The sequence below is a fragment of the Rhodanobacter sp. AS-Z3 genome, assembly GCF_029224025.1.
Lineage (GTDB): Bacteria > Pseudomonadota > Gammaproteobacteria > Xanthomonadales > Rhodanobacteraceae > Rhodanobacter.
On sequence record NZ_CP119392.1, the window covers coordinates 1,932,779 to 1,957,273 of the forward strand.

At 60.3% G+C, this 24,495-nt stretch carries 17 protein-coding genes, 2 tRNA genes and 1 pseudogene; 16 read left to right on the forward strand and 4 right to left on the reverse strand.

Annotated features, from left to right (window positions below):
* The first annotated feature begins 21 nt into the window (after nucleotides 1–21).
* Entirely contained in the window at nucleotides 22–345 is a 324-nt protein-coding gene (locus tag PY254_RS08475; protein WP_281015024.1) for a cupredoxin domain-containing protein, read from the forward strand.
* A 4-nt stretch (nucleotides 346–349) separates the two neighbouring features.
* On the forward strand, nucleotides 350–1,210 hold the full coding sequence (locus tag PY254_RS08480; RefSeq protein ID WP_281015025.1) for an FTR1 family iron permease: 861 nt from the start codon (nucleotides 350–352) through the stop codon (nucleotides 1,208–1,210).
* Between the two features lie 164 nt (nucleotides 1,211–1,374).
* On the opposite strand, the gene rpsT is transcribed toward PY254_RS08480, so the two are convergent.
* Nucleotides 1,375–1,638 (reverse strand): 30S ribosomal protein S20, encoded by a 264-nt coding sequence (gene rpsT / locus PY254_RS08485; protein ID WP_281015026.1) that lies wholly within the window; start codon nucleotides 1,636–1,638, stop codon nucleotides 1,375–1,377.
* Nucleotides 1,639–1,872: 234 nt separating this feature from the next.
* Between rpsT and murJ the strand changes: the two genes are divergently transcribed.
* The 13 genes from murJ (at nucleotide 1,873) to PY254_RS08550 (ending at nucleotide 20,738) form a co-directional block, all read left to right on the forward strand.
* On the forward strand, nucleotides 1,873–3,468 hold the full coding sequence (gene murJ, locus PY254_RS08490) for a murein biosynthesis integral membrane protein MurJ (protein ID WP_281015027.1): 1,596 nt from the start codon (nucleotides 1,873–1,875) through the stop codon (nucleotides 3,466–3,468).
* A gap of 48 nt (nucleotides 3,469–3,516) precedes the next feature.
* Entirely contained in the window at nucleotides 3,517–4,470 is a 954-nt protein-coding gene (locus PY254_RS08495; protein ID WP_281015028.1) for a bifunctional riboflavin kinase/FAD synthetase, read from the forward strand.
* Between the two features lie 94 nt (nucleotides 4,471–4,564).
* Nucleotides 4,565–7,426, forward strand: a complete 2,862-nt coding sequence (gene ileS, locus PY254_RS08500; protein ID WP_281015029.1) for an isoleucine--tRNA ligase — start codon at nucleotides 4,565–4,567, stop codon at nucleotides 7,424–7,426.
* 161 nt (nucleotides 7,427–7,587) lie between these two features.
* Nucleotides 7,588–8,088, forward strand: a complete 501-nt coding sequence (gene lspA / locus PY254_RS08505) for a signal peptidase II (RefSeq protein WP_281015186.1) — start codon at nucleotides 7,588–7,590, stop codon at nucleotides 8,086–8,088.
* An 87-nt stretch (nucleotides 8,089–8,175) separates the two neighbouring features.
* On the forward strand, nucleotides 8,176–9,138 hold the full coding sequence (ispH, locus tag PY254_RS08510; RefSeq protein WP_281015030.1) for a 4-hydroxy-3-methylbut-2-enyl diphosphate reductase: 963 nt from the start codon (nucleotides 8,176–8,178) through the stop codon (nucleotides 9,136–9,138).
* Between the two features lie 52 nt (nucleotides 9,139–9,190).
* Nucleotides 9,191–9,266: transfer RNA gene (locus PY254_RS08515), tRNA-Thr, on the forward strand.
* Nucleotides 9,267–9,492: 226 nt separating this feature from the next.
* On the forward strand, nucleotides 9,493–10,047 hold the full coding sequence (locus PY254_RS08520) for a GspH/FimT family pseudopilin (protein ID WP_281015188.1): 555 nt from the start codon (nucleotides 9,493–9,495) through the stop codon (nucleotides 10,045–10,047).
* Between the two features lie 23 nt (nucleotides 10,048–10,070).
* The gene (gene pilV, locus PY254_RS08525; protein ID WP_281015031.1) at nucleotides 10,071–10,574 is read left to right on the forward strand and encodes a type IV pilus modification protein PilV; all 504 of its coding nucleotides are present in this window, start codon (nucleotides 10,071–10,073) and stop codon (nucleotides 10,572–10,574) included.
* Nucleotides 10,575–10,606: 32 nt separating this feature from the next.
* Entirely contained in the window at nucleotides 10,607–11,587 is a 981-nt protein-coding gene (locus PY254_RS08530) for a PilW family protein (RefSeq protein ID WP_281015032.1), read from the forward strand.
* Nucleotide 11,588: 1 nt separating this feature from the next.
* Nucleotides 11,589–12,182, forward strand: a complete 594-nt coding sequence (locus tag PY254_RS08535; RefSeq protein WP_281015033.1) for a pilus assembly PilX family protein — start codon at nucleotides 11,589–11,591, stop codon at nucleotides 12,180–12,182.
* A gap of 67 nt (nucleotides 12,183–12,249) precedes the next feature.
* Complete coding sequence (locus PY254_RS08540) at nucleotides 12,250–16,101, forward strand: pilus assembly protein (RefSeq protein ID WP_281015034.1); 3,852 nt, start codon at nucleotides 12,250–12,252, stop codon at nucleotides 16,099–16,101.
* Nucleotides 16,102–16,112: 11 nt separating this feature from the next.
* On the forward strand, nucleotides 16,113–16,658 hold the full coding sequence (locus PY254_RS08545) for a type IV pilin protein (RefSeq protein ID WP_281015035.1): 546 nt from the start codon (nucleotides 16,113–16,115) through the stop codon (nucleotides 16,656–16,658).
* Between the two features lie 348 nt (nucleotides 16,659–17,006).
* Entirely contained in the window at nucleotides 17,007–20,738 is a 3,732-nt protein-coding gene (locus tag PY254_RS08550) for a diguanylate cyclase domain-containing protein (protein ID WP_281015036.1), read from the forward strand.
* 321 nt (nucleotides 20,739–21,059) lie between these two features.
* On the opposite strand, the gene PY254_RS08555 is transcribed toward PY254_RS08550, so the two are convergent.
* From PY254_RS08555 to PY254_RS08565, 3 genes and pseudogenes are all read right to left on the reverse strand, one after another.
* Nucleotides 21,060–22,730 (reverse strand): Wzt carbohydrate-binding domain-containing protein, encoded by a 1,671-nt coding sequence (locus PY254_RS08555; RefSeq protein ID WP_281015037.1) that lies wholly within the window; start codon nucleotides 22,728–22,730, stop codon nucleotides 21,060–21,062.
* Between the two features lie 81 nt (nucleotides 22,731–22,811).
* Nucleotides 22,812–23,522: pseudogene (locus PY254_RS08560) on the reverse strand (transposase).
* A 388-nt stretch (nucleotides 23,523–23,910) separates the two neighbouring features.
* A tRNA-Val gene (locus PY254_RS08565) sits at nucleotides 23,911–23,985 on the reverse strand.
* A gap of 135 nt (nucleotides 23,986–24,120) precedes the next feature.
* Between PY254_RS08565 and PY254_RS08570 the strand changes: the two genes are divergently transcribed.
* Nucleotides 24,121–24,462 carry a lipid-A-disaccharide synthase N-terminal domain-containing protein gene (locus PY254_RS08570; RefSeq protein ID WP_281015038.1) on the forward strand — a complete coding sequence of 114 codons (342 nt, stop codon included), beginning with the start codon at nucleotides 24,121–24,123 and terminating at the stop codon, nucleotides 24,460–24,462.
* Nucleotides 24,463–24,495 lie beyond the last annotated feature (33 nt).

Here is a 24,495-nt window from a genome sequence, read left to right on the forward strand (position 1 = left end):
CTAGTCTTTCCGGAGCTCGCCATGAAACGTTTTCTGATCGCGGCGCTGTTTGCCCTGCCGCTTGTGGCGATCGCCACCGAAGTGCCGATGTTCACCTTGACCATCAAGGACCACCGTTATCAGCCGACCACGCTGAAAGTGCCGGCCGATACCAAGATAAAGATCAAGGTCATCAATAACGATTCGACGCCCGAGGAGTTCGAGAGTTCGGACTTCAGCCGCGAGAAGATCGTCATGCCCAACAGCAGCATCGAGGTGTTCGTCGGGCCGCTCAAGGCTGGCGAGTACAAATTTTTCGGCGATTTCCATCAGGACACCGCCCAAGGCGTCCTGATAGCGGAGTAGGTCCATGTGGGGTATTGCGCTACTGGTATTTCGTGAAGTTCTCGAGGCGGCGCTGATCGTCACCATCGTCGCCGCCGCCACGCGTGGCGTGGCTCGACGGGGCTGGTTCATCGGCGGCGGTATTGGCCTGGGTGTGTCAGGCGCCTTGCTGGTGGCAACATTTGCCGGGGCGATAGCTGGCGCAGCCAGTGGTGTGGGGCAGGAATTGTTCAACGCCTGCGTATTGTTCGCCGCGGTACTGATGATCGGCTGGCACGTGATCTGGATGTCCAGCCATGGCCGCGAATTGGCGCAGCACATGAAGGCTGTCGGCGGTGCGGTGCAGACCGGCGCCAGCTCGCTGTCCCTGCTTCTCGCCGTCGTGGCGTTGGCGGTATTGCGTGAAGGCTCGGAAGTCGTGTTGTTCCTGTACGGCATGATGGCTGGTGGTGCCGACGGGCTGGTTCGGGGTCTGGCCATCGGCATTGCTGGCGGCAGCACGGTCGGCTTCCTGCTGTATTTCGGCTTGTTGCGGATTCCGTTGCGCTACTTCTTCACCGCCACAAACTGGATGCTGGTGTTGCTGGCGGCGGGTTTGGCCTCCAGTGCGGCACGTTATCTGGTCCAGGCCAATCTTCTGCCTGAGCTGGGCAGTCAGATATGGGACAGCTCGTGGCTGCTCTCCGACGGCTCGGTGCTGGGCAAGATGCTGCATATCCTGATTGGTTACGATGCGCGACCGTCCGGTATCCAGCTGGTCTTCTACGCGGTCGTGGTGATCGCGCTGATGCTTGGTACGCGACTGCTCGGTGGTTCGCCACGTCAGGCGGCGGTTCGCCCTGCAAGCAAGGCTGCTGCCGCCCCTGAGCTCGACGCCGTCGTCTGATGCGGACCGCGCTGGCGGAACGGGTCGGCTGGTCGTAGTGGCGATGGTGGCCAGAGCCGCGTTCGCCGCTGCAATCAGGTGTTGCGGTCTCTGTCACCCACGTTGACGCACAAAAAAAGCCGGCTTGCGCCGGCTTTTTCATGCAACGTGAATCGCGCTCTGGCTCAGGCCAGTTCGCGGATCTTCGCGTTGAGACGGCTCTTGTGACGAGCAGCCTTGTTCTTGTGGATCAGGCCACGCGCGGCGTAACGATCCATCACCGGCTGGGCGGCGGTATAGGCGGCAACGGCGGCAGCCTTGTCCTTGGCCTCGATGGCCTTGACGACCTTCTTCAGGGCGGTACGGACCATGGAACGTGCGCTGATGTTGCGCAGGCGGCGCTGTTCGGACTGGCGCGCGCGCTTCTTCGCGGACTTGATGTTGGCCAAGGTAGAACTCCGGAATGCAGGTTGAGGTTGGAAAAAGACGCCAATTATGCGGGCGATTCGCCGATGCGTCAATCATTTACGCTGCGGAACCTTGCCCGTTAACCGTGCATGCTGATCGCGAAGCCTCCATTCTGTCACATTCGGGCTGTCATCCGGCCCGTACGGGCTGTCAAACTGTGCGCCCCGCGCGATCGGCGCCGAAGGCAATAACAGCAACTCATGAAGTCACCCAGCATGCTCCGTGGACTGCTCTCGTTCAGCAGCATGACGATGATTTCCCGCGTACTCGGCCTGGTACGCGATATCTCGATGAGCCACGTGTTCGGCGCCACGGTAGCCACCGACGCGTTCGTGGTGGCGTTTCGCATCCCCAACTTCATGCGCCGGCTGTTTGCTGAAGGCTCGTTCTCCACTGCCTTCGTGCCGGTCTTTACCGAGGTGAAGGAAACCGGAACCCATGAAGACTTGAAGCGGCTGATGGCGACCGTCGCCGGCACGCTGGGTGGCGTGTTGCTGGTAGTGACGGCGCTGGGCCTGATCTTTGCGCCGCAATTGGCCAGCGCCTTCATTCCCGGTGCGCTCGACCAGCCGCACAAGTTCGATCTCACCACCGAGCTGGTGCGCTGGATGTTCCCGTTCCTGTTGTTTGTCTCGTTGACGGCACTGGCCGGTGGCGCACTGAACAGTTTCAGCCGTTTCGCGATGCCGGCGCTGGCGCCGGTCATTCTGAATGTCTGCATGATCGTGGCAGCGCTGTGGATTGCGCCGCATCTGCATACGCCGATTCTTGCGATGGGTTGGGCTGTGTTGCTGGCCGGCGTGCTGCAACTGCTGTTCCTGCTTCCCGCGTTGCGCAAGCTGGACCTGCTGGTGTGGCCCCGCTGGGGATGGCGCCAGCCGCAGGTGAGAAAGATCATGCAGCTGATGGTGCCGACGTTGTTTGGTTCGTCGGTGGCCCAGATCAACTTGCTGCTGGATACCATCGTGGTTTCGCTGCTGGTGACCGGCTCGCAGACCTGGCTGTGGCAATCGACTCGCTTCCTTGAATTGCCGCTCGGCGTATTCGGCGTGGCGTTGGGTACGGTGATCCTGCCGTCGCTGTCACGCCACCACGTGAGTACCGATCGGGCCGGCTTCTCCAGGGCGTTGGACTGGGGGTTGCGCATCACCTTGCTGATTGCGGTACCGGCGGCGATTGCGCTGGCGCTGCTGGCCGAACCGCTGGTGGCAACACTGTTCCAGAACGGTCAGTACACCGCCTTCGATACCCGCATGACCGCCGCCGCGGTGCTGGCGCTCAGCGGCGGCTTGCCGGCGTATGCCTTGGTCAAGGTGCTGCTGCCGGCGTTCTATGCGCGGCAGGACACACGTACGCCGGTGAAAGCGGGTGTGGCGTCGCTGGTGATCAACATGGTCTTCAACGGCTTGCTGATCGCCCTGTTCTTCGAGTTGTGGGCGCCAGCATCGGTGAAGCAGGGCAGTTGGCTGGCTGGCATTGCGCAGGTGCCGGGTCTGCATGTGGGTTTGGCGCTGGCCAGTGCGCTGTCGAGTTACGTCAATTTTCTGCTGCTGTGGCACTGGTTGCGAAAGGCTGGTGTTTATCAGCGGCAAGCCGGCTGGTCGCGGCATTGGGTGCGGTTGGGCTTGTCGTGTCTGGCGATGGCCACGGTATTGCTGCTGGGGCGCTGGTTCTGGCCGGAGTGGCTGCATGGCGTTCCGGTGCTCACCCGGCTGTGGCGTCTGGCAGCTCTGGTGATGGCTGGCGCGGCGGCTTATGTCGGCGCGTTGTTCGCCAGTGGCTTCCGCCTGCGTGACTTGCGCGGTGCTTGAGCGCGCGCCACGGCTGATCGTGCCTCGTCCGGCCGGTATACTCATGCGATGACGAGACTTTCCAGGGATGTCGCGGGCCCGTGCCTGACGCCGCGCGGCAGCGTAGTGGCGATTGGCGCATTCGATGGCCTGCATCGCGGTCATCAGGCACTGCTCGCGCAGGTGCGCGAGCGTGCGCAAGCGCTGGATTGCACTCCCGTGGTGCTCAGCTTCGAGCCGCTGCCACGGGCGTTCTTCTCGCCCGAACCGGTACCGCGCCTGTCCAGCGTGCGTGAAAAACTGCGCGGCTTTGCCGCCGCCGGCATGGAGCACGCTTTGTTGTTGCGCTTCAACCGGGCACTGACTTCGATGTCGGCTGAAGATTTCGTGCGTCGCGTGCTGGTCGAACGGCTGGCGGCGCGTGAGGTATGGGTCGGTGGTGATTTCCGCTTTGGTCACAAGCGCGGCGGTGACGTGGCCTTGCTGGAGCAGATGGGTGCTGAACTCGGCTTCAGTGCCCGCACCATGCCGCTGGTCCAGCTCGACGGTGAGCGCGTTTCCGCCAGTCGCGCGCGCGGCATGCTCGCCGCTGGGAATTTCGCTGGAGTGGCACCGCTGCTGGGACGTCCGTTCGTGATCGACGGCAAGGTGGAATACGGCAACCAGCTCGGCCGCACGCTCGGTTATCCCACCGCCAATATCCATCTGCAGCAGCGGGTCAGTCCGGTCCACGGTATTTTCGCGGTGCGCGTGGGCCTGGGCGAAAGCGAATGCAGCTGGCCCGGCGTGGCCAGCCTCGGCGTGCGCCCGACCGTGAATCAGGTCAGTCAGCCGCTGCTGGAAGTCCATCTTTTCGATTTCGACGGCGATCTGTACGGCCAGCGCATGGCGGTGGAGTTTGTCGCCAAACTGCGCGACGAGCAGAAGTTCGACGGGCTGGAGCCGCTGAAGGCGCAGATGGCGCTGGATTCGTGTCAGGCGCGCGAGCTGTTGGGCATGAATCCGCAGCTGGTGGGTGCGTGAACCGTATTCCGGTGCGCACCCATATCCTTTAACTTTGCAATCTTGTGTCCGCCGTTCGGCGGGCAGCAACATATCAGCGATGGCATCCAGGCACATGACCCACGATTACAAGAGCACGATCAACCTGCCGCAAACGGCATTCCCGATGCGCGGCGACCTGCCGAAGCGCGAGCCCGACTGGCTGGCCGAGTGGGAGCGTGTTGATCGCTACGCGCAGATCCAGCAGAAGACCGCACACCGCGACAGCGTGTTCGTGCTGCACGACGGTCCGCCGTATGCGAATGGCGCGATCCATATCGGTCATGCGGTCAACAAGATTCTCAAGGACATCACGGTCAAGTCCAAGCTGTTATCCGGCCATCGTGCGCCTTACGTGCCGGGTTGGGATTGCCACGGCCTGCCGATCGAAATTGCGGTTGAAAAGAAATTCGGCAAGCCGGGCGACAAGCTCGATGCCGCGCAATTTCGGCAGAAGTGCCGCGAATACGCTGCCGAACAAGTCGATACCCAGCGCAACGACTTCAAGCGCCTGGGTGTACTCGGCGACTGGCAGAAGCCGTATCGCACGATGGATTTCAGTTACGAAGCCGACATGCTGCGTGCACTGGCGAAGATCGTGGCCAACGGCCATGTCATGCGTGGTGCCAAGCCGGTGTACTGGTGTTTCGACTGCGCTTCTGCGCTGGCCGAGGCCGAGATTGAATATGGCGACAAGCAGTCGCCGGCGGTGGATGTGGCCTATGACGCCGTAAACGCGCCGGCGCTGGCCGCGAAATTTGGCGTTGATGCGGGCGACGCCATCGTCGCCATTCCGATCTGGACCACCACGCCGTGGACACTGCCGGAAAGCCAGGCAGTGTCGCTGGGACCGGATCTGGAATACGCACTGATCGAAGGCCCGGCGCGCGGTGATCGTCGCGTGTTGCTGGTGGTCGCCAGTGCGCTGGTCGAGAAGGTTGCCCAGCGTTATGGCATGGAGCAGGCCAACGTGCTTGGTCATGCCGTCGGTCAGGCGCTGGAGCATATCCAGCTGCAGCATCCGTTCTATGAGCGCGTGGTGCCGGTGATCGTCGGCGATCACGTGTCGGCGGAAGACGGTACCGGCGCCGTGCATACAGCGCCCGATCACGGCGTCGAGGATTTCGTGGTGAGCAACCAGTACGGCATCGGTCTGCTCAACTACGTCGGTCCCCGCGGAGCTTATCGCGCTGACACGCCGGCGGCCGATGGCGTCGAACTGGGCAATATGCATATCTGGAAGGCCAACGAGGCGCTGATCGATGTGCTGCGCCAGCGCGGCGTGTTGCTCGCCTTCGCCAAGATCGAGCATAGCTATCCGAACTGCTGGCGGCACAAGACGCCGGTGATCTACCGCACCACGCCGCAGTGGTTCGTGTCGATGGAACAAGCTGATCTGCGCAAGACCGCGCTGGCGTCGATCAAGGACGTGCGCTGGGTGCCGGGCTGGGGTGAAGAGCGCATCGCCGGCATGGTGGCCGGGCGCCCGGACTGGTGTATCTCGCGTCAGCGCACCTGGGGTGTACCGATTGCGTTGTTCGTGCACAAGGCGACGCAGGAGCCGCATCCGGACTCTGTCGAGCTACTGGAGCAGGTGGCGAAGAAAGTGGAGCAGGGTGGCATCGATGCATGGTTTGCTCTGGAGCCAGCGGAGTTGCTGGGTGCCGATGCCGACGATTACGAGAAAGTCACCGACGTGCTGGACGTCTGGTTCGATTCCGGCGTGACCCATTACGCGGTGATCGGCCAGCGCCCGGAACTGCAGCAGGGCGATGCGTCGACGTACAAGGTGATGTATCTGGAAGGCTCCGACCAGCATCGCGGCTGGTTCCAGTCTTCCTTGCTGACTTCCGCGGCGATCCACGGCCGCGCGCCCTACAATGACGTGCTAACTCACGGTTTCGCGGTCGACGCGAACGGCCGCAAGATGTCCAAATCACTGGGCAACGTGGTGGCGCCGCAGAAGGTGATGGATACGCTCGGCGCCGACGTGCTGCGTCTGTGGGTGGCTTCGGCCGACTACCGCAACGAGATGACCGTCTCCGACGAGATCCTCAAGCGCGTGTCCGATACCTATCGACGCATTCGCAACACCGCCAAATTCCTGCTCGGCAATCTCGACGGATTTGATCCGACACAGCATCTGCTGCCGGTGGAAGAAAGCTTGCTGCTTGATCAATGGGCGGTACAACAGGCGTTCGACGTGCAGCAGGCGCTACTGGCTGCCTACGAGCGTTACGATTTTCCCGAAGTGGTGGCGCGTATCCAGAACTTCTGCACCAACGAACTGGGTGCGCTGTATCTGGATATCACCAAGGATCGGCTCTACACCATGCCGACCGACAGTCGTGGTCGGCGCAGTGCGCAGAGCGCGATGTACCGCATTGCCGAGGCGCTGGTGCGCTGGCTGGCACCGGTGTTGAGCTTTACCGCCGAGGAAATCTGGCAGCAGCTGCCGGGCGAGCATGGCGAGAGTGTGCTGTTCGAAACCTGGTATGACGGCCTTTCCGCACCGCAGAGTTCGCCGGAACAACGGCGTTACTGGACCGACTTGCTGGCGCTGCGCGATGCATCCTCACGGGTGCTCGAAAACATGCGCAAGTCCGAGCAACTGGGTGCGGCACTGGAAGCAAAACTGGTGGTTCATGCCGATGCCGCGCTGGCTGCACGCTACGCGGAGTCTGCCGACGAACTGCGCTTCTTCTTCATCACCTCCGACTTCAGCTTGGCACCACTGGCTGCGCGTACTGATCAAGCGGCAAAGGTGGAACTGGAGGGGGCTGATGCCTGGGTTTCCGCCAGCGTCAGCGACGCGACCAAATGCGTGCGCTGCTGGCACCGTCGCGACGACGTGGGCAGCCACGCCGAGCACCCGGAGCTGTGCAGTCGCTGCATCGGTAATATCGAAGGTCCGGGCGAAGATCGCCGCTGGTTCTGATCGGACATGCGGGGATGGCGGACTGTGCCCGCCCTACGCAGCGAATTTCGTAGGGCGGGCACGGCCCGCCGGTTGCACGCGCCAGGTTTCGCAGGGTCGGCACTGTCCGCCGGGTCTTGAGCGTCCCCATCTGAAACGTTTCATCACCGAGTTTCATGACCATGCATCCCAAACCCAATGCTCTCCCGTGGCTGGGGCTGTCCGCCGCGGTCATCGCACTCGATCAGCTCAGTAAATGGTGGGCGGTGCATGCCCTGCAGCCGATGGGCGTGCCGCATCCGGTGATTCCGGGTTTCCTGAACTGGACGCTGACGTTCAATCCAGGGGCCGCGTTCAGTTTTCTGGCCAGTGGCGCTGGCTGGCAGCGCTGGTTCTTTGTGACACTGGCAGTGGTGATCAGCGCGGTGCTGGTTGGCTGGCTGGCAAGAACCTCGCGGCGCGACTGGCGTACCAGCTTGCCGCTCGCACTCATCATCGGTGGCGCGATCGGCAACCTGATCGATCGCTTGCATGCTTCGCAGGTCACCGACTTCATACACGTGTACTTCCGTCAGTGGAATTATCCGGTCTTCAACGTGGCGGATTGCGGGGTCACGGTCGGCGCGGTGATGTTGATTGTGTTCGGCCTGTTCGGCGGCAAGTACGAAGATCGCGTGCGATAATTTGCTGTCGTCGTCTTTCGCGTGACGCAAGACGCTTTATCCATCTCCCCAGCGGCCAGGGGGAGGGCCAAGGTCATCTGATTTCCCATGGACATCCTGCTAGCCAACCCGCGCGGCTTCTGCGCCGGCGTCGATCGTGCCATCGCCATCGTTGAGCGTGCGCTCGAGTCTTACGGTGCCCCGATTTACGTGCGGCACGAGGTAGTGCACAACCGCTACGTAGTCGACAAGCTGCGCGCCGACGGTGCGGTGTTCGTCGAGGAGTTGCATGAAGTACCGGACGGTGCCACGGTGATTTTCAGCGCGCACGGTGTCTCTCAGGCAGTGCGCGAAGAGGCTGACCAGCGGCATCTGAAAGTCTTCGATGCCACCTGTCCGCTGGTCACCAAGGTGCACATGGAAGTGGCGCGACTGGGACGCATCGGTCGTAGTGTGGTGTTGATCGGGCACGCCGGCCATCCGGAGGTGGAAGGCACGATGGGTCAGTGGAATCGGACCAACAGCGGTGAAATTCTGCTGGTGGAATCGCTGGAAAATGTCGCCACGATGACTCCGAAATTTCCACAGTTGTTGTCGTACGTCACCCAGACCACACTGTCGGTGGATGACACCAAGGCGATCATCGAAGCGTTGCGCGCGAGATTTCCGGAGATCGAGGGTCCTCGCAAGGACGATATCTGCTACGCCACACAGAACCGCCAGGACGCCGTACGTCGGCTGGCCGACGCGGTCGATCTGATGCTGGTAGTCGGCTCGGTCAACAGCTCCAACTCCAATCGCCTGCGCGAACTGGCCGAGAAGCAGGGCGTGCGTTCCTTCCTGATTGATGGCGCCGAGCACATCGAGCGCAGCTGGCTCGATGGTGTGAAGCGCATCGGTCTGACCGCGGGCGCGTCAGCCCCGGAGAAGTTGGTGCGCGAGGTAATTGCCCGCCTGCAGTCGTGGGGCGCCGGCAGCGTGAGTGAGCTGGATGGTGAGCCGGAAAACATCACGTTCGCGTTGCCCAAGGAATTGCGCGTGGTGGGTGGCGCCGGTTCCACCCACTTCTGAAGCGCCAAGCTTGCGTCGTCCAGGCACTACACCGTAAAATCTGCGGCTCTTTGCCGGAATAGCTCAGTTGGTAGAGCGGCGCATTCGTAATGCGTAGGTCGTAGGTTCGATTCCTATTTCCGGCACCAGACACCCAAAGGCCCGCGCAAGCGGGCCTTTGTTTTTTACGCAGGCCTCCCGTAGTCGTGACTCCGGTCACGTTTGCCGTGGCGCTGCGGGCCGCTCGTCGGGCAATTTGTACCGCTGGTCGGCTGAGGGCTGGCGGTGCACAGCTGGCTGAGTAGAGTGGTGTGGGGTATCAGGGAGAATTCCATGCAAGTCTTGTTGTGTCAGCGAGCCGTCTCGTTGATCACCGTGCCAAAGCCAAAGCTGGCCGGGCTCCGCGCCCAGCGCGGGTTCACGTTGGTGGAGCTGCTGGTCACGCTGACCATCGCAACGATTCTGATGATGATCGCGGTGCCAAGCTTCAAGAACCTCACCTTGTCTAATCGGCTCACTACCAGCGCCAACGATATCGTCCATGCAATCAATGTTGCACGGATGGAAGCGATCAAGCGCAATGCGAGCACACAGTTGTGCAGCAATTCATCGAGTGCCAATTCCAGTAGTGACCTGGGGGCCGCTTGCGGTGATGAAACAGGCGCGGTCTGGGCGACCAAGGGTGGCAATGTCACTCAGGTACTCGCCGGAACACCAAATTTGACCGCGCCACTGCAGCTTACGGGCAACGCGGCCGCGCTGCGTTTCGATGCACAGGGACTGGCTCGGAAAGTTGGTGATACCAGTCTTTACGTTGGCACCGTGGTTGATATCTGCACCAGCCAGATGAGCACCAACAATCATCGAAAAATCTCGATGGTCGCGGGTTCGATCGTCGAAACAAAACCCAGCTCGGGAAGTTGCCCCTAGTGATGAACAAGATGACTGATCTTATGTCCAACAATCCCGTGCGGGCACACATCGTTGGTCAGCGCTGCCTGCAGGGCGGCGTCGGCTTGATCGAAGTGCTGGTCGCCGTATTGGTGCTTTCCATCGCCTTCCTCGGCATCGCTGCGCTGCAGGCCATGTCGTTGTCTACTAATAACAGTGCCATGGCGCGCAGTATGGCGACGATATCGAGCTACTCGATCCTCGATGCGATGCGCGCGGATTTCAACACCGCCAAGGCGGGAACCTATAACCACACGGGTTCAGGGTCCATCAAGGCCAATGCCTGTCCGGCTGGAACCGGTGGCTCACTCGCCGATGCCCAGGTCAGCCAGTGGTGCGGCCAGCTCAAACAGGCGCTGGGTGCTTCTGCCACCACTACCGGTGACATCAATTGCAGCACCGTTAACGACAACGTCGATTGCACCGTCACCATCACTTTCGACGACAGCCGTGCTGGTGTCGGTGGCAGCAGCGTCCAGAGCGTCACCACCAGGGCCATGCTATGAGCCGTCGTTTCGCATTTTCGAGTTCGCGTGCCATGCGTGCTTCAGCGGGTTTCACCTTGATCGAGCTGATGGTGGCCATGCTGTTGGGTCTGATTGTGATCGGCGGCGTGGTCAGCGTGTTTCTGGCCAACCAGCGCACCTATCGCACCAACCAGGCGCTGGGTGACGTGCAGGATGGTTCGCGTGTCGCCTTCGAGATGATGGCGCGTGACATTCGCGATGCCAGTCTCACCGGTTGCACCAACAATGGACGCGTGGCCAACGTGCTCAACAACCGTGCCACGGCTTGGTGGGCGAACTGGAACAACGCCGTGATGGGTTATGGCGGCAGCACCGGCGATCCGGCAACCGGCACGGCCTTCGGAACGGCGGTATCGACGCGGCTCGCGGGCACGGATTCGCTGATGGTGCTTGGCGGTACTGGTTCGGGTGTCAGTGTGAAGGTCAACGCCGAGCCGGCTGGCACCTTCACTCTCAATGAAACCAATTCCGGCCTCAGCGCCGGTGACGTGATGATCGTGTGCGATCCTGATCATTCCGTGCTGGTGCAGATTACCGGGCTGGCCAGCGGCACGATAACCCACGACGCTAGCTCCGGCACGCCCGGCAACTGCGGACTAGACTTGAGTTTCCCGACCGTGTGCGCAAGCACCAGCAGCTATGTCTTCGTTACCAACTCGCAGATCAGCAAGCTGACGGCGGCGGATTGGTACATCGGAACCAATCCGGCCGGTGGGAGTTCGCTGTATCGCGTGGGCCTGGATAATGTTTCCGGAACACCCACCGCGACAAAACAGGAAATGGTGCGTGATGTCACCGCGATGGCGATCACCTATCACCAGACCGGTACCAACAGTTTCGTGACGGCGCCCAATGTCACCAGTTGGGTGCTGGTCGATGCGGTGCGGGTGAGCCTGACACTGGAAAGTGTCGACAAAAAGGCCGGCACCGACGTCAAGCCAATCTCGCGCTCCTTTACGGCGACCACCACCATCCGAAATCGGGTGATCTGACATGAATCGCGCTCACGTTTCCCAACACTCCGTTTCTGGTCATGGTCAGCATGGCGTCGCCTTGGTGGTGGCGCTGTTGCTGCTGATCGTGATTACCTTGGTCGGTCTGGCCGCCGTGCGCGGCACGATCATGCAGCAGCGCATGGCGGCGAACCAGTTTGACCGCCAGATCGCGTTCCAGAGCGCCGAGGCCGCCATGCGTGCGGCGCAGGCGCGTGTCGCAAACTTTCCCGCTGACATTGCGCGCAACTGTCAGGCGGGCGGTGTGTTTTGCGAGGGCAATCCGTTCGAGGACCCGAACCTGGATACCAGCAAGATCATCACGGTAGATTCGGGCACTGGCGCCGGCCAGTTCGCGGCCAGCAACCTGGCCACGGGTCAGCCGCAGTACGTGGTCGAAAACATGGGCAACTGGTACGACCCCAGCACCAGCACGGGCTATGGCCAGAGCGCGAACGCGCACAACTATGGCGCTCAGGGAACATCCACCACGGCCGTCTATTACCGGGTCACCGCACGCAGCGGCAATCCGGCCAGCGCTGGCACGGGTGATCGTGCAGTGGTCGTGCTCCAGGCCATGATCAAGCGCGGCTGATCCACCGTTTCATATCGACACGGCGCATGGGCCTTTCCATGACGCATTATTCGAGAGCGCTATCGTCATGAACACATCATCCCGTCCAAGCAGTAAATCCGGCAGTTTCCTCAGCCGCTTGCTGTACACCGGTTTGTCGATCTGGATGCTGGGGGCCGTCTACACGCCGGCACTGGCAGCGGTCAGCGTGGACCAGTCGCCGTTGATCATCCAGCGCTCGCTGCCACCCAACCTGGTGCTGATCCTGGACGACTCCGGGTCAATGGATTGGGACTACATGCCCGACTATGGCTATCTGAGCGCAACGGGTGACGACGACTTGCGCAATTCCGCCGTCAACGGTGTGTATTACAACCCGACGATCACGTATACGCCGCCGCCGAAAGCGGATGGTTCGAACTATCCGGCATCGCCGAGTCTGACCGGCGCGTACAAGGACGGGTTCCGCGATACCAGCACCACGGATGTGACGAAATACAATGGTGGCAACACCACCTATGCGCGCAGGTTTCCGTATTTCACGAAGTTCACCGTCATAGTCACGTCCACCTTGGATGCCAACCCCGTCTACACCTACAGCTGTCCGAGCGGTTACTCCCCGTACGGGACGACGCGATGCAAGAAGAACACCATTCCCAACAGAAACAGTGTCATTGATGCGACGGCGACCATCACCTCGTACTCCTGCAGTGGCGCCGACGTTCTGACCGGGACGTCGACCTGCACGCATACCGACTACGTGGACAAATATTTCTTCACCTATACGACCGGTGCCGCCAATACCAAGTACTACGTGGGCGACACGGCTGACTGCGCCTTGCTGCCTTCGGCGAGCAGCGCGGTCTGCACTGGCTCGGCGTCGGTGAAACAGAATGTGGCGAACTGGTTCTCGTATTACCGCACGCGCATGATGATGGCCAAGAGCGGCCTGATGAATTCGTTCTCCACGCTGGACCCAACTTTCCGCGTGGGTTTCGGCTCGCTCAATGGCAACAACGACAGCGGGCTTCCCTCCAGCACAGCATCGTTCAACAGCATGACGATCGCCCAGGTGGCGCCATTTGGCAACACTTACACCGCGCAGCAGAAGAACAAGTTCTGGAGTTGGTTGAACGCCATTTCCCCGGGCAACGGCACGCCGTTGGTCAGTGCCCTGGATGGCGTCGGCAAGTATTACCAGTCGACGCAGCCATGGCAGGGAATGGCGTCCGATCCGGACTACACCACGGCAGCGGGAAGCGAGCAGCTTGCCTGTCGCCAGTCTTACACCATCCTGACCACCGATGGCTTCTGGAACGGAGGCGTGCCTAGTGGTATCGGCGATGCCGACGGCACGGCCGGGCCCTCGGTGCTGGGTCCCAATGGTCAGAGCAGCTATTACACCCCGGCGTCGCCGTTCTCCGACTCGGCGTCGTCAACGGTGACCACTACCCAGACGCCCAAGTGCAGCGCTGGTTACAGCTTGTTGCCACCCGGTGGCACTCACACCACTTATTACTGCCTGAAAGGCACCAGCGTCGTTGCGCCAACGTGCAACACCGGCTACACACTGAGCAGCGACCGCGGCATATGCAGCAAGGTAACCACCACCACCGCCACTACCTACAGCAACACGCTGGCCGATGTGGCGATGAAGTATTGGAAGACTGACCTGCAGGACGGTATGTCCAATGAAGTGCCGACCAACACGGACGACCCCGCTTTCTGGCAGCACATGTCGACCTTCACCTTGGGACTGGGTTTTTCGCCGATGTATGCGGACCAGACAACACCCATTCCGATGGATGACGTTCTAGCCTGGTCGCGAGGCGACTCCAGCAAGGCCATCAGTGGTTTTGTGTGGCCGAGGCCAGCCGCCGACAGTTTGAACAACATTGCCGATCTTGCGCATGCTGCAGTCAATGGTCATGGCGGTTTCTACTCGGCCAAGAGTCCGGAGGAGTTCGCCAACGGTCTGAAAGACGCACTGAAACGCGCCTCGGAGCGTGTCGGTACCGGTGCCAGCTTGGCGGCGAATTCTACCCAGTTGCAGACCGGTACCGTGGCCTATCAGGCCAACTACTGGACGGCCAAATGGAAGGGTGACCTGAAGGCGCTGCCCGTGGATTCCACCACCGGCGCCCTTAACCCGGCAACTTGGTTCGCCCAGGTTGAGCTTCCAACGGCTGCCAACCGCAATATCATGACCTTCAATCCGGCAGCGAGCCATGGCAGTCAGTTTGTGGCGTTCAAGGTCGCCAGCGATGGCACATTGCCGTTACTGTCGACCGCCCAACATGCCGCGTTGAGTAACGTGGCTGGCACGGCTACTGACGAAACAAAAGTCATCAACTACCTGCGTGGCGACAAATCAAACGAGACCACAGCTGGGGGCTTGCGCATTCGCGATACCCCCATCGGTGACATCGTGAATTCGCAGCCGGTCTATGCGGGGGCACCGAATTCGAACCAGTTCTACACCGAATCGTTCACCGGTTCGTCGGCGTACTCGACATTCGCAAGCGGTCAATCCGGTCGTTCGGGCGCGATCTACGTGGCGTCCAACGACGGTATGTTGCATGGATTTGACGCCGCTACGGGGGCAGAAAACTTCGCCTACATGCCAGGTGCCGTGATTACCGCTGGCGTCAGTGCGCTCGCCAGTGTGGAATATGGCGGCACGGTCGAGCATAGTTTTTTCAACGATGGCGAGCTGACCATTGCTGATGCCTACATCGGCAGCACGCCGGAGTGGAAGACCGTCATGGTGGGTACCACCGGTCGTGGCGTGGCCAAGACGGTCTATGCGTTGGATGTTACCAACCCGGCCAGCATTCAGTTCCTGTGGGAGCGATCAGCAGCCGACGGCCTGACCAATAGCGGCTTCATCGGCGAGATGGTCGGCAAGCCGGTGATTGCGCAGACGGCCGATGGCACCTGGTCGGTGTTGATCGGCAACGGCTACAACAGTGCCGAGGGCAAGTCTGCGCTGTTGCAGTTCAACCTGGCTGATGGTGGCTTGACCGTGCACCAGACCACCGACACCAGCGGCCTGGCTGCACCGGCGGTCTGGATGGACCCGTCAGGCAATGGCGTCAGCACGACAGCTTATGCGGGCGATGCCGACGGGAATGTTTGGTCGTTCACACTGAACACCAGTGCAGGCACCACGGCCACCGCAACGCCAAGCAGTGATGGTGTGAATCTGTTTACCGCCCTGGACGGCAATAGCGTCAGGCAACCCATCACGGCAGGCATGCTTGTCGGCAAGGATCCGGCGACCGGCAATACCTGGGTGTTTTTCGGCACCGGTCAGTATCTGGACACGCCAGACCTTACCAACCTCAAGACACAGAGTTGGTATGGGTTGATCGTGCAGTCCGGCACGCCAGGTCTGGCCGTCAAATCCACCTCGACCCGTGCGACCGACCTGGTGAATCGCACCATCACTTCTGAGGTCGGCAACGGTCGCACGGTGACGACGTTGGCCCAGGCGGCGGCTGCCAGCACAGCGATTACCGGTAAATCTGGCTGGTACATCGATCTCACGTCGCCGGTCAACGGTGCCGAAGGCGAACGCATAGTCACGCCCAACCAGTTCCAGGGCAACCTGCTGCTGGCTACCACGCGCATTCCGCAGGCTACTGACCCGTGCAATCCGTCAGGGCGAGGCTGGATCATGGCGTTGGACCCCTTCACTGGGACCAATCCCTCGGCGAACTTCTTCGATCGAAACGGCGATGGCAACATCGATTCGTCCGACTCGGTAGGCGGTACGCCGGCGGCTGGCATTGGCTTCTCATCGCTGCCGAACAACCCGATCTTTGTTGGTAGCACCATGTTGACCAGTTTCGACAACGGAACGACCAGCAGCACCAAGACCTCGAGCTCGACCGGCGCCATAATCCGCGTTTCCTGGCGAGAGCTGATCGCCCAGTGAAGGACTGAATGATGAATGCGTTTTTTTTGAATGAAAACGGCGATGTCGCGGTGGATGGCGAATCCGGGTCGTTCTTGGCTGACGGCTCGGTCGCTTCCGCTGGATGCGGTGCGGCTCGGCGCAGCGGGGGCTTCACCCTGATGGAGTTGATGATCACGGTGGTAATCATCGCCATCCTGGCGGCGATCGCCTGGCCGATCTACACCAAGTACATCACCAAGACCCGGCGCGTGGCAGCCGAAGGCTGCCTGTCGGAATACGCGAACTACATGGAGCGCTACTACACCACCCATCTTCGCTACAACGACGATGGCGCCACTCCTCCCGTTCCAAACACGAAGGCGCTGGCCAATCTTGATTGTTCGGGGAATGCGCAGACCGGGCGTTTCTACAACTACGATTTCCCGTCGACCTCGTTGACTGTTTCCAGCTACCTGGTAACTGCAGCACCGAAGGACTCGCAAGCAACCAATGACGCAAGTTGCGGCACACTCTCAATCGATCAGAAGGGTGCGCGTGGTGACGACAGCTCCGTTTCCGGCTCGTGTTGGCGTTGACCCATTTGCCGTGCGCTGACGACGCCTGACGAAGTTCGTGGCGGCGAGATCGAAGGACACCTCTTCATTGCGAAACAGTGGAGAGGTGTTCTTTTTGCTGCACAAGTAACGTGCCAAACCAGGGGTTTCGCGGGACGTTACTGAGCCGTCTGGTGCGGGTGTCCAGCCGGGCTTCACGCTTTGGTGTGTTGGCGCGCTGCGCCCGATTTCCACTGTCGGTAGCCGGGCGAAACAATAGAGTGGCTTTGCTACCCGTACTCGTGGTGAAGTAGAGCTTGGTCGTACCCGGGGCAGGGTATCGAGCCAGTCGTGCCCCTCCTGTTCCGATGATCCTCTGCTGACAGACGGATGACCTCCAAGGAAAAGACCCGCGCCGAACTTCGAGAACGCTTCTATCGGAGCGTTGCGGAAACGCTTTCCCTGCTGCACGAAATGCCGGACGGCGATCGGCAGGAAATCATGGTCACGATCGCCGGCATTCTGGCCTCGACCATGGGACTTCCGCTGGTCTGGATCGGCCGCAGGGAACCGGGGCGGGACGCCGTTGACATCATGGCTGCCGCCGGTATCGCGACGGAATATGTGAAGAAGCTTCACATCAGCGCCAATGAAGCGGACCCTGGCGGTGGTGGCCCGGTGGGCAAAGCGCTGCGACAGGGTTCGGCACGAGCTGACCCAGTTAGTGCACCTGGCTTCGGTCCATGGCTAGCCGCAGCGAAGCAGTACGGGTTTGGGTCCTGCATTGTGGCGGCGTCGAAGACGCGCGATCTGGGTCAACTGGTATTGGTGGCCTATGCCGGAGAGAACGGCCCGAGCTTGAATGTCGAGTTGCTGGAGTGGGCGCAGCGGCTGGCGGATGAAATTGGTCGCTTCTGGGATCAACACGAGTTGCAACAACGCAGCCTGCGGATGAGCCGCTACCGCGATGCACAGCGCACGATTCAGCGCGCCTTGCTGGAGCAGCCTGACCCGCATGCGGTCTACCAGGTGTTGGCCAAAGCGCTGGTGGATATGGCAGGAGCAGCCTGGGCCGAGGTTTTCGTGCCGGAAGATGCCACCGGTCTGCTGCGGCGGAGCGCGTTGTTCGGTCCGAGCATGGACATCGTGCGGGACCTGCCTTGTCCACGGCAATACGACGACGATCCGTCAGTCATGACCCCGACACTGGCGTTCATGCGCCGGATGCCGATGATTCGGCGCCGCCCGGCCGTGTTTCCCGAGTCCATGGAGCCGTGGCGTCGAAAAGTTTTTGAAAAGGTGGGTGCCATCGGTTGCTGGCCGCTGTTCGCGCTGTCGGCTGGCGACTTGGCGGCATCGCGTGAACCGGTTGGCGTGCTGTCGGTGGCAACGGTCGAGATTGACGCGTTTGACGGTGAAATGTGCCGGCTACTGGATGAAATTGTTGATGCTGCCGGACTGGCCCTGAAGCAGCACGCGCAGCGTCAGGCGTTGCAGCGCGAGCAGGAGCGCCAGTCTTATCTGGCGTTGCATGATGATCTGACCGGCCTGCCCAATCGGCGCGCACTGGACCAGTATCTCGACACCATGCTGGTGGACGCGCGACAGCACGGAAGTCGCATGGCGATCGGCCTGCTTGATCTTGACGATCTGAAGCCTGTCAACGACCGTTACGGTCATGCCGTCGGCGATCGGCTGCTGGTGGAAGTGGCCAACCGTTTGCGCAAGGTGCTGCGTGCCAAGGATTACGTGGCACGGTTCGGTGGCGACGAGTTTGTCTTGGTGTTTGAGAACATTCAGCAGGAAGCCGATATCGAGTGGCTGCTGGATCGCGCTGGTGAAATCCTGTTGCGGCCCGTGTGGATGGACGGTTTGGCGTTGCCGATGGGTGCCAGTCTGGGTATCGCATTGTATTCGGCTGATGCTCCGGCCAGCGGCGAACAACTGCTGCGCCGTGCGGATCAGGCGATGTATCAGATCAAGGCGCGGAAAAACTTTCGCACGCGGTGGTGGGCCATGGCGCAAGCCGATGGCACGCTTGAGTCAGCGCAGGATTCCGATGCCAGTTTGTCGGCTTATGACGATCAGGCGGCAGGCTTGCTGAAAACTTGCTGCGTGGTTTGGGAGTCGCAACTTCCCGACGTGGTCGAGAGCTACGTCGACGGTCTGCTTCGGCATGACGGTATTGCCTCGATGCTTCGTGCACTGCCAGAAGCCGAGATGACCGTGCTCAAGAGTCGTGTGATGCATCACATGTTGTGCCTGCTGCGGCCGGATGTGGACTTTGCCTATCACCGCTCGCGCGCTATCCGTGCCGGCATGTTCCATGCTGCCTGCGGGTTGGACGAAGTGTGGATGCTGGAAGCCGTCGATCTGCTGCGTGAGCGCTTGGCCATCCAGTTGCGGGTGGTGAGTCATCACGAGCGCAGGGCACAGACGATCGTGCTGCAACGACTGGGCATGGAACGCCAATGGCAGCTGGAAAGCATGCGCGAAGTACAGCGTCATCGAGTCGCACTGCTGGCTCGGTTGAATGCGTTGGCCTGGTCCGCTGATAGCTACCTGAAGCTGGCCCAGGCCGTGGTCGACATCATGGCTTCGCACGGGGAAATTTGCGCCAGTGCGGTGGGCCGTCCGGATGCTTCGGGTGAGTGGACCTACGAGTTCATCGCCGGGGACCCGATCGCCGGATATTTGCGTGCAGTGAGCGCTGGCACAGCACCGTCAATCCATATCGATGCCGATTCCGTGGGCGGGGGCAACCCCAATGTGCGGGCATGGCAAACCTCGACCATTCAGCGTTGCGTACATTTCGGCAGTGACCCGGCCACGGTAGCCTGGCGCGATATCGCTGCCAAGGTTGGCGTGGTTTCCAGTGTGGCCATTCCGTTGTGTCCCGTGCCGCAGCAACCTGCCGCCGTGCTTACCTTGTACAGCCCGTACCTGGGCGGGTTACGCAGCGACGATCAGCAGGCTTTTGTCGAACAGATAAAGACCGTGCTTGATCTTGCGCTGGCGCGCCTGGCGCCGCCGCGTGCCGGTACCGAATTGCTGCCATTTTTCGTGCGCGAGCGCTGGCGGACCATGGTCGGAACCGATGCCTTGCAGATGCATTACCAGCCCTTGCTCCGGCTTGCCGATGGCAAGGTGGTGGAGTTCGAGGCGCTGGCTCGATTGCGCGACGTCGATGGCAAATGGCTTGCGCCGGGCTATTTTCTTCCCGTGCTGGACACCAACGAGCTGATCACGCTTTTCCATCAGGGCTTGAGCCAGGCGACGGCATGCCGTGCGCGGATGCTGCAGCTGGGTCATGCCTTGGACATGTCCGTGAACGTACCCGCTGCAGCACTTGAAGATTCGCGTTATGCCGAGGTGGCTGCCGCCGTGGTCGAGACTAGCGGCTGTCCTCCACACGCGTTGCTGCTGGAGATACTTGAGTCTCCGATGGGTACCGAACACGCGGCGTGGCTCGATGCCCCCGGCATGCAGTCACTCCGTGCGCTGGGTGTGCGTTTGGTCGAGGACGATCTGGGCGCGGGCTACAGTTCCCTGATTCGCCTGCGGCAGTGGCCGTTTGACCGGATCAAGATTGATCAGGCCATTGTCTTTCAGGCACGGCAGGACCCGTTGGGAACGCTTCGCTTCATTCGCCAATTGATCCGGATTGGTCACGACCTGCAGCTTGAGGTGGTGGTTGAAGGTCTGGAGTCGCTCGACCTGGTCGAGGCTGCTGCCATTCTTGGCGCGGATTTCGGTCAGGGCTATGCGCTGGCTCGACCGATGCCCGCCAGTGCGTTGCCGGCATGGCTGGATGGCTTCAGTTACGAGCTGCACGGCAACAGCCCGCGAACGGCCCTCGGTGCACTGGCTGGTGAGTTGCGTTGGGAGGAGCAATTCATTGCCTTGCCGCCCGAGCCTGCGTTCTGGGCGCGACATGCCAATGTAGCGTGTGATCCTGGCGAGTATCTGCACGTCACCAAGCTGAGTGCTGCGCTTGATGCCAGTCATCAAGCCATGCACAACGCCGCAATGGCGGGCCCCCAGGACCCGGGATATCGGGAGCAGCGTCAGGCATTTCTCGCCCTGTTGGTCGAGCATGTGCTTGGCGCAGGATCGTTCTGACCACGAACCGAACGCCAAAAAGCAAATGGCCCGGCAATGCCGGGCGCTTTGCTTTTGTACAGTGGTGGGCGATGCAAGGGTAGTCCCTCCATGACGGTCTTGGCGTGGGTGATGCTGATAAACCAGCATTCGTCGCGCAGGCGTTCGTTGAATGATTCGATATAGGCGGATGTCATTGACCAGCACGCCAGGTTGGATTTCTTGAGAATCGATGCGATCTTGAACTAGGTCGACCGCGACTTTGCCACGGGAACCTCCCGGACGAAACATGTCAGAAAGTTCCACTTCCGAGCTGTCTAACGAGCTGACTGAGCTTACGCTTTAAGTAAGCCGGATGTGAAAAACGTGTCCGGAATTGGGATTTTTTTCCACGAACCAGGCAACCCCTTCTTGAACCAGCGATACCACTAAGCGAAGATCCCCACGCTCGCGGGGTACGCGTACCCTTAACGGCACGATCACCGTGTTAGCCGGCGACATGTCGAACGGCAGCCGTGTCCGCAGCCCATCGGCAACGACGATCCTGCCCTCAGTCGTCAACCAGCGATAACTCAGTGCTACATGCTGCAGACCGAATGCTGGCCATCCCTCGTCGCCGAGATTCTCCACGCGCAGCGACAACAAAACGTCTGTTCCAACGTCGAGGTGCGCAGGGTCGCACATCGGCGAAATCGTTGACATAAACTGAGACAGTGGTTCATTCATGCGACCCAGTGAGCGGACCAGACGGCTCGGCCCTGTGGATGGCGCACGCTTCCATGACGCTTCAGGCGAAGTGGCGGTCAATGCGACCTCTGCATCCATAAGCAAGCGTCCTTCGAAGTGTTTTGACGCGCTCTCATACACTTCGAAAAAAGCTATCTGTTCAACCCAGTGATAACAGCCATCGTAATGACTGTCGCTGCGTACCAATGCAGCATCCACGCTATAGCGGCCATGACCGGTACGATTGAGCATGTCGAATTGGGCTGTGTACTGGCCCGGGAAGACGGAATATATACTGCCGAGCAGCAATGAGTTGGTGCCGAAGACGAGTTGGCCTAGTTCGTCTTTGATGGCTATGCCGATGTTCAGTTCGTCGATCATCTCGCATGCGACAAAGTCGATCGCTATCGAAAATCGCTCGTCCATCATCACGCATTCGTGCCCAGATATTTCGCCGGTCATTCTTACTCCTTTCACGATGCAGCGTCTGTCACCAAAGTCCTGGACTGTCTCAATGGCGAGACTGCTGGCAGAGGCGAGTTCGACCCTATCGGTGATGAGGGGGAGCTCTTTATTCGGGCCCGGCGACCGGCCGATGAACTTCCTCCGCTCGCGCTTGAATCGGCGCGTGGCCTGCTGGTACAGCTCGAACTCGGCCTCGAGCAGCTTTTGCAGGTGTTGCCGCTGGTAGGGTTTCAAGTCATCAGCGCTAACACGCAGCGAGGTTGCGTTGTGTATCTCAAGCGGCAGTGGCGGCCACATATAGTGGGCGTCCAGCATGCACGCAAAGTCCTCCAGTTCTTCCTGCACGCCAAGCAGCTGAAAACCATCTAGGGCGAGCACCGATGCTGCGAGTTTGTCATTGGTCGACAAGGTAGTTTGGGAACTCGTGCCTAGCGGATAAAGCATCTCGATTTGCAGTGATAGGCAATTCCGCTCTTGCAACGAAAGACTTTCCAGATATTCGTCCAAGCCGAGGGTATGTTTTCTTGCGTCAAGCAACCGTTCGGCGTTATCGCTTTTGGAAAAGAAATAGTCCGATAGGAACCGGTCAATAGGATCTCTTAATACGGTCATTCCGCAGCGATCGGCAGGCAGTCGATCACCTTGACGCAGAGAAAAGTGACCACTGATGACGTCGAGGTTGTCCCATTTGGACACTGCATCATTCAAGCGCATGCCAACTATGCTGGGAGTAACGCGTGCGGCGCCCAGTTGCTCGATTAGGTGATGGCGTAGTGCGGTACCACCAGTTTTCGGTAAATGAAAGTGCAGAATTTTATGCATGCGGTGATCACCACTTTCCATGAAGCAACAATTCAGGTGTATCGGTAATCCCCCCATTTTTAGCAGTCGCCAAAAGTGGAGCTAATGGATCAAGGCCAAACGTTGCATCGGTGTGATGCCGCCGAGTGCCATGTTCGGCCGCTCGTGATTGTAAGTCCATAGCCAGCGGGTAGCCGATTCCTGCACCTCCTCGATCGAGTCGAACAGGAGCTGGGCCAGCCAGTCGTAACGCACGGTCCGTTTGTAGCGTTCGATGTAGGCATTCTGCTGTGGGTTGCCGGGCTGGATGTAGTCGAGCTTGATGTCATGTTGCTCGGCCCACTGCTGCAGTGCGCTGTTGATGTATTCGGGGCCATTGTCGCAGCGAATCGCGCCGGGCTTTCCGCGCCATTCGATGATTCGCTCCAGCGAACGGATCACCCGCGCAGCTGGGAGTGACAGGTCAGCCTCAATGCCCAGCCCTTCGCGGTTGAAGTCATCCAGCACGTTGAACAGCCGAAAGTTGCGGCCATCGCTGAGATGGCCTCACCATTTTTTTGTGAGGGCTTCCTTGAGGATGTCGGCGCTCATCCGTGCCTCGGCGTACATCTTCTTCAGTCGCCGATTTTCGTCCTCCAGCTCCTTGAGCCGGGACATCATCGAAGCGTCCATGCCGCCAAATTTCGACCGCCACTTGTAGAACGTGGCCGAACTGATGCCATGGGTCCGACACAGCTCGGGAACCGGCGTACCGGCCTCGGCCTGCTTGAGCACGGCGATGATCTGGCTGTCACTAAAACGCGATTCCTTCATGGGAACCTCCTCGGATCAGACTACGAGAAAATTCCACTTTCGACTGCTGCTACTTTTCGGGGGGATTACCACATCAACATCGTGCAAGGATCGTCTTAGTCCATCTGCTTTTAGGTTCGCGAGGCTTGCCTAGACTTCGCTCAATCTTTTTCTTGATGGGAATTCACTCGCCAGCCATGGAGCAAGTAAGTGGTGACACCCAGAGTTGCCCATGCCTATTGCTCTAAATCTAGCGCTTCAGCGCGGGGCTGTGCGAGCCTGCTGAGGCCTCGCCAAACTGAGCCAAGATCTTGGCGGCACTGAATGCCAGTTCGGAAAGACTTTCCGTACCAGCATCCGTACAACGAAAAAGGCCACCGTTAAAGGTGGCCTAATTCGTTGATTTCATTGGTGGGCGATGCAAGGATCGAACTTGCGACACCTGCCGTGTGAAGGCAGTGCTCTACCGCTGAGCTAATCGCCCGCCGAGAACGCGCAATTTTAGGGGTAGTCGATGGGCTGGTCAATGTTTTTTGGCAACCGGACGATGGCCGCCTCCGATGACGCTCAGCGTCGCCTTGTTAGACTGGCGTCTTGTCTCTATTGAAAGCGTACCGCCATGGACCCCGTCAGCACCCATCTTGCTTCGATCCTGCATGCCCTCCAGCAGTTCCAGTTGACGCCATGGAAGATGGTGGGGTTCGCCGGTACCTTGCTGTTCACCAGTCGCTGGTTTGTGCAGTTGTATTACACGCGCAAGTACAAACGCGTGGTGATGCCGCTGGCATTCTGGTGGCTGTCGGTATGCGGCAGCATTCTGTTACTGGCTTACTTCACCCTGGGCAAGAACGACTCGGTCGGCATCATCTCGAACTTCTTCCCGGTGTTCGTCTCGGTCTACAACCTGATCGTGCACCTGCGCCACCGCAAGAACAGCGTTACCGGTGACGTGACCGCGTAAGTTCGCGCAGGGCGGGCACTGCCCGCTGTTTTT

Bases quoted from the DNA above. Each gene is read 5' to 3' on its own strand.
- PY254_RS08475 (WP_281015024.1), top strand. From the start codon at position 22: ATGAAACGTTTTCTGATCGCGGCGCTGTTTGCCCTGCCGCTTGTGGCG.
- PY254_RS08480 (WP_281015025.1), top strand. From the start codon at position 350: ATGTGGGGTATTGCGCTACTGGTATTTCGTGAAGTTCTCGAGGCGGCG.
- murJ (WP_281015027.1), top strand. From the start codon at position 1,873: ATGCTCCGTGGACTGCTCTCGTTCAGCAGCATGACGATGATTTCCCGC.
- PY254_RS08495 (WP_281015028.1), top strand. From the start codon at position 3,517: ATGACGAGACTTTCCAGGGATGTCGCGGGCCCGTGCCTGACGCCGCGC.
- ileS (WP_281015029.1), top strand. From the start codon at position 4,565: ATGACCCACGATTACAAGAGCACGATCAACCTGCCGCAAACGGCATTC.
- lspA (WP_281015186.1), top strand. From the start codon at position 7,588: ATGCATCCCAAACCCAATGCTCTCCCGTGGCTGGGGCTGTCCGCCGCG.
- ispH (WP_281015030.1), top strand. From the start codon at position 8,176: ATGGACATCCTGCTAGCCAACCCGCGCGGCTTCTGCGCCGGCGTCGAT.
- pilV (WP_281015031.1), top strand. From the start codon at position 10,071: ATGTCCAACAATCCCGTGCGGGCACACATCGTTGGTCAGCGCTGCCTG.
- PY254_RS08530 (WP_281015032.1), top strand. From the start codon at position 10,607: ATGCGTGCTTCAGCGGGTTTCACCTTGATCGAGCTGATGGTGGCCATG.
- PY254_RS08535 (WP_281015033.1), top strand. From the start codon at position 11,589: ATGAATCGCGCTCACGTTTCCCAACACTCCGTTTCTGGTCATGGTCAG.
- PY254_RS08540 (WP_281015034.1), top strand. From the start codon at position 12,250: ATGAACACATCATCCCGTCCAAGCAGTAAATCCGGCAGTTTCCTCAGC.
- PY254_RS08545 (WP_281015035.1), top strand. From the start codon at position 16,113: ATGAATGCGTTTTTTTTGAATGAAAACGGCGATGTCGCGGTGGATGGC.
- PY254_RS08550 (WP_281015036.1), top strand. From the start codon at position 17,007: ATGACCTCCAAGGAAAAGACCCGCGCCGAACTTCGAGAACGCTTCTAT.
- PY254_RS08555 (WP_281015037.1), bottom strand. From the start codon at position 22,730: ATGCATAAAATTCTGCACTTTCATTTACCGAAAACTGGTGGTACCGCA.
- PY254_RS08570 (WP_281015038.1), top strand. From the start codon at position 24,121: ATGGACCCCGTCAGCACCCATCTTGCTTCGATCCTGCATGCCCTCCAG.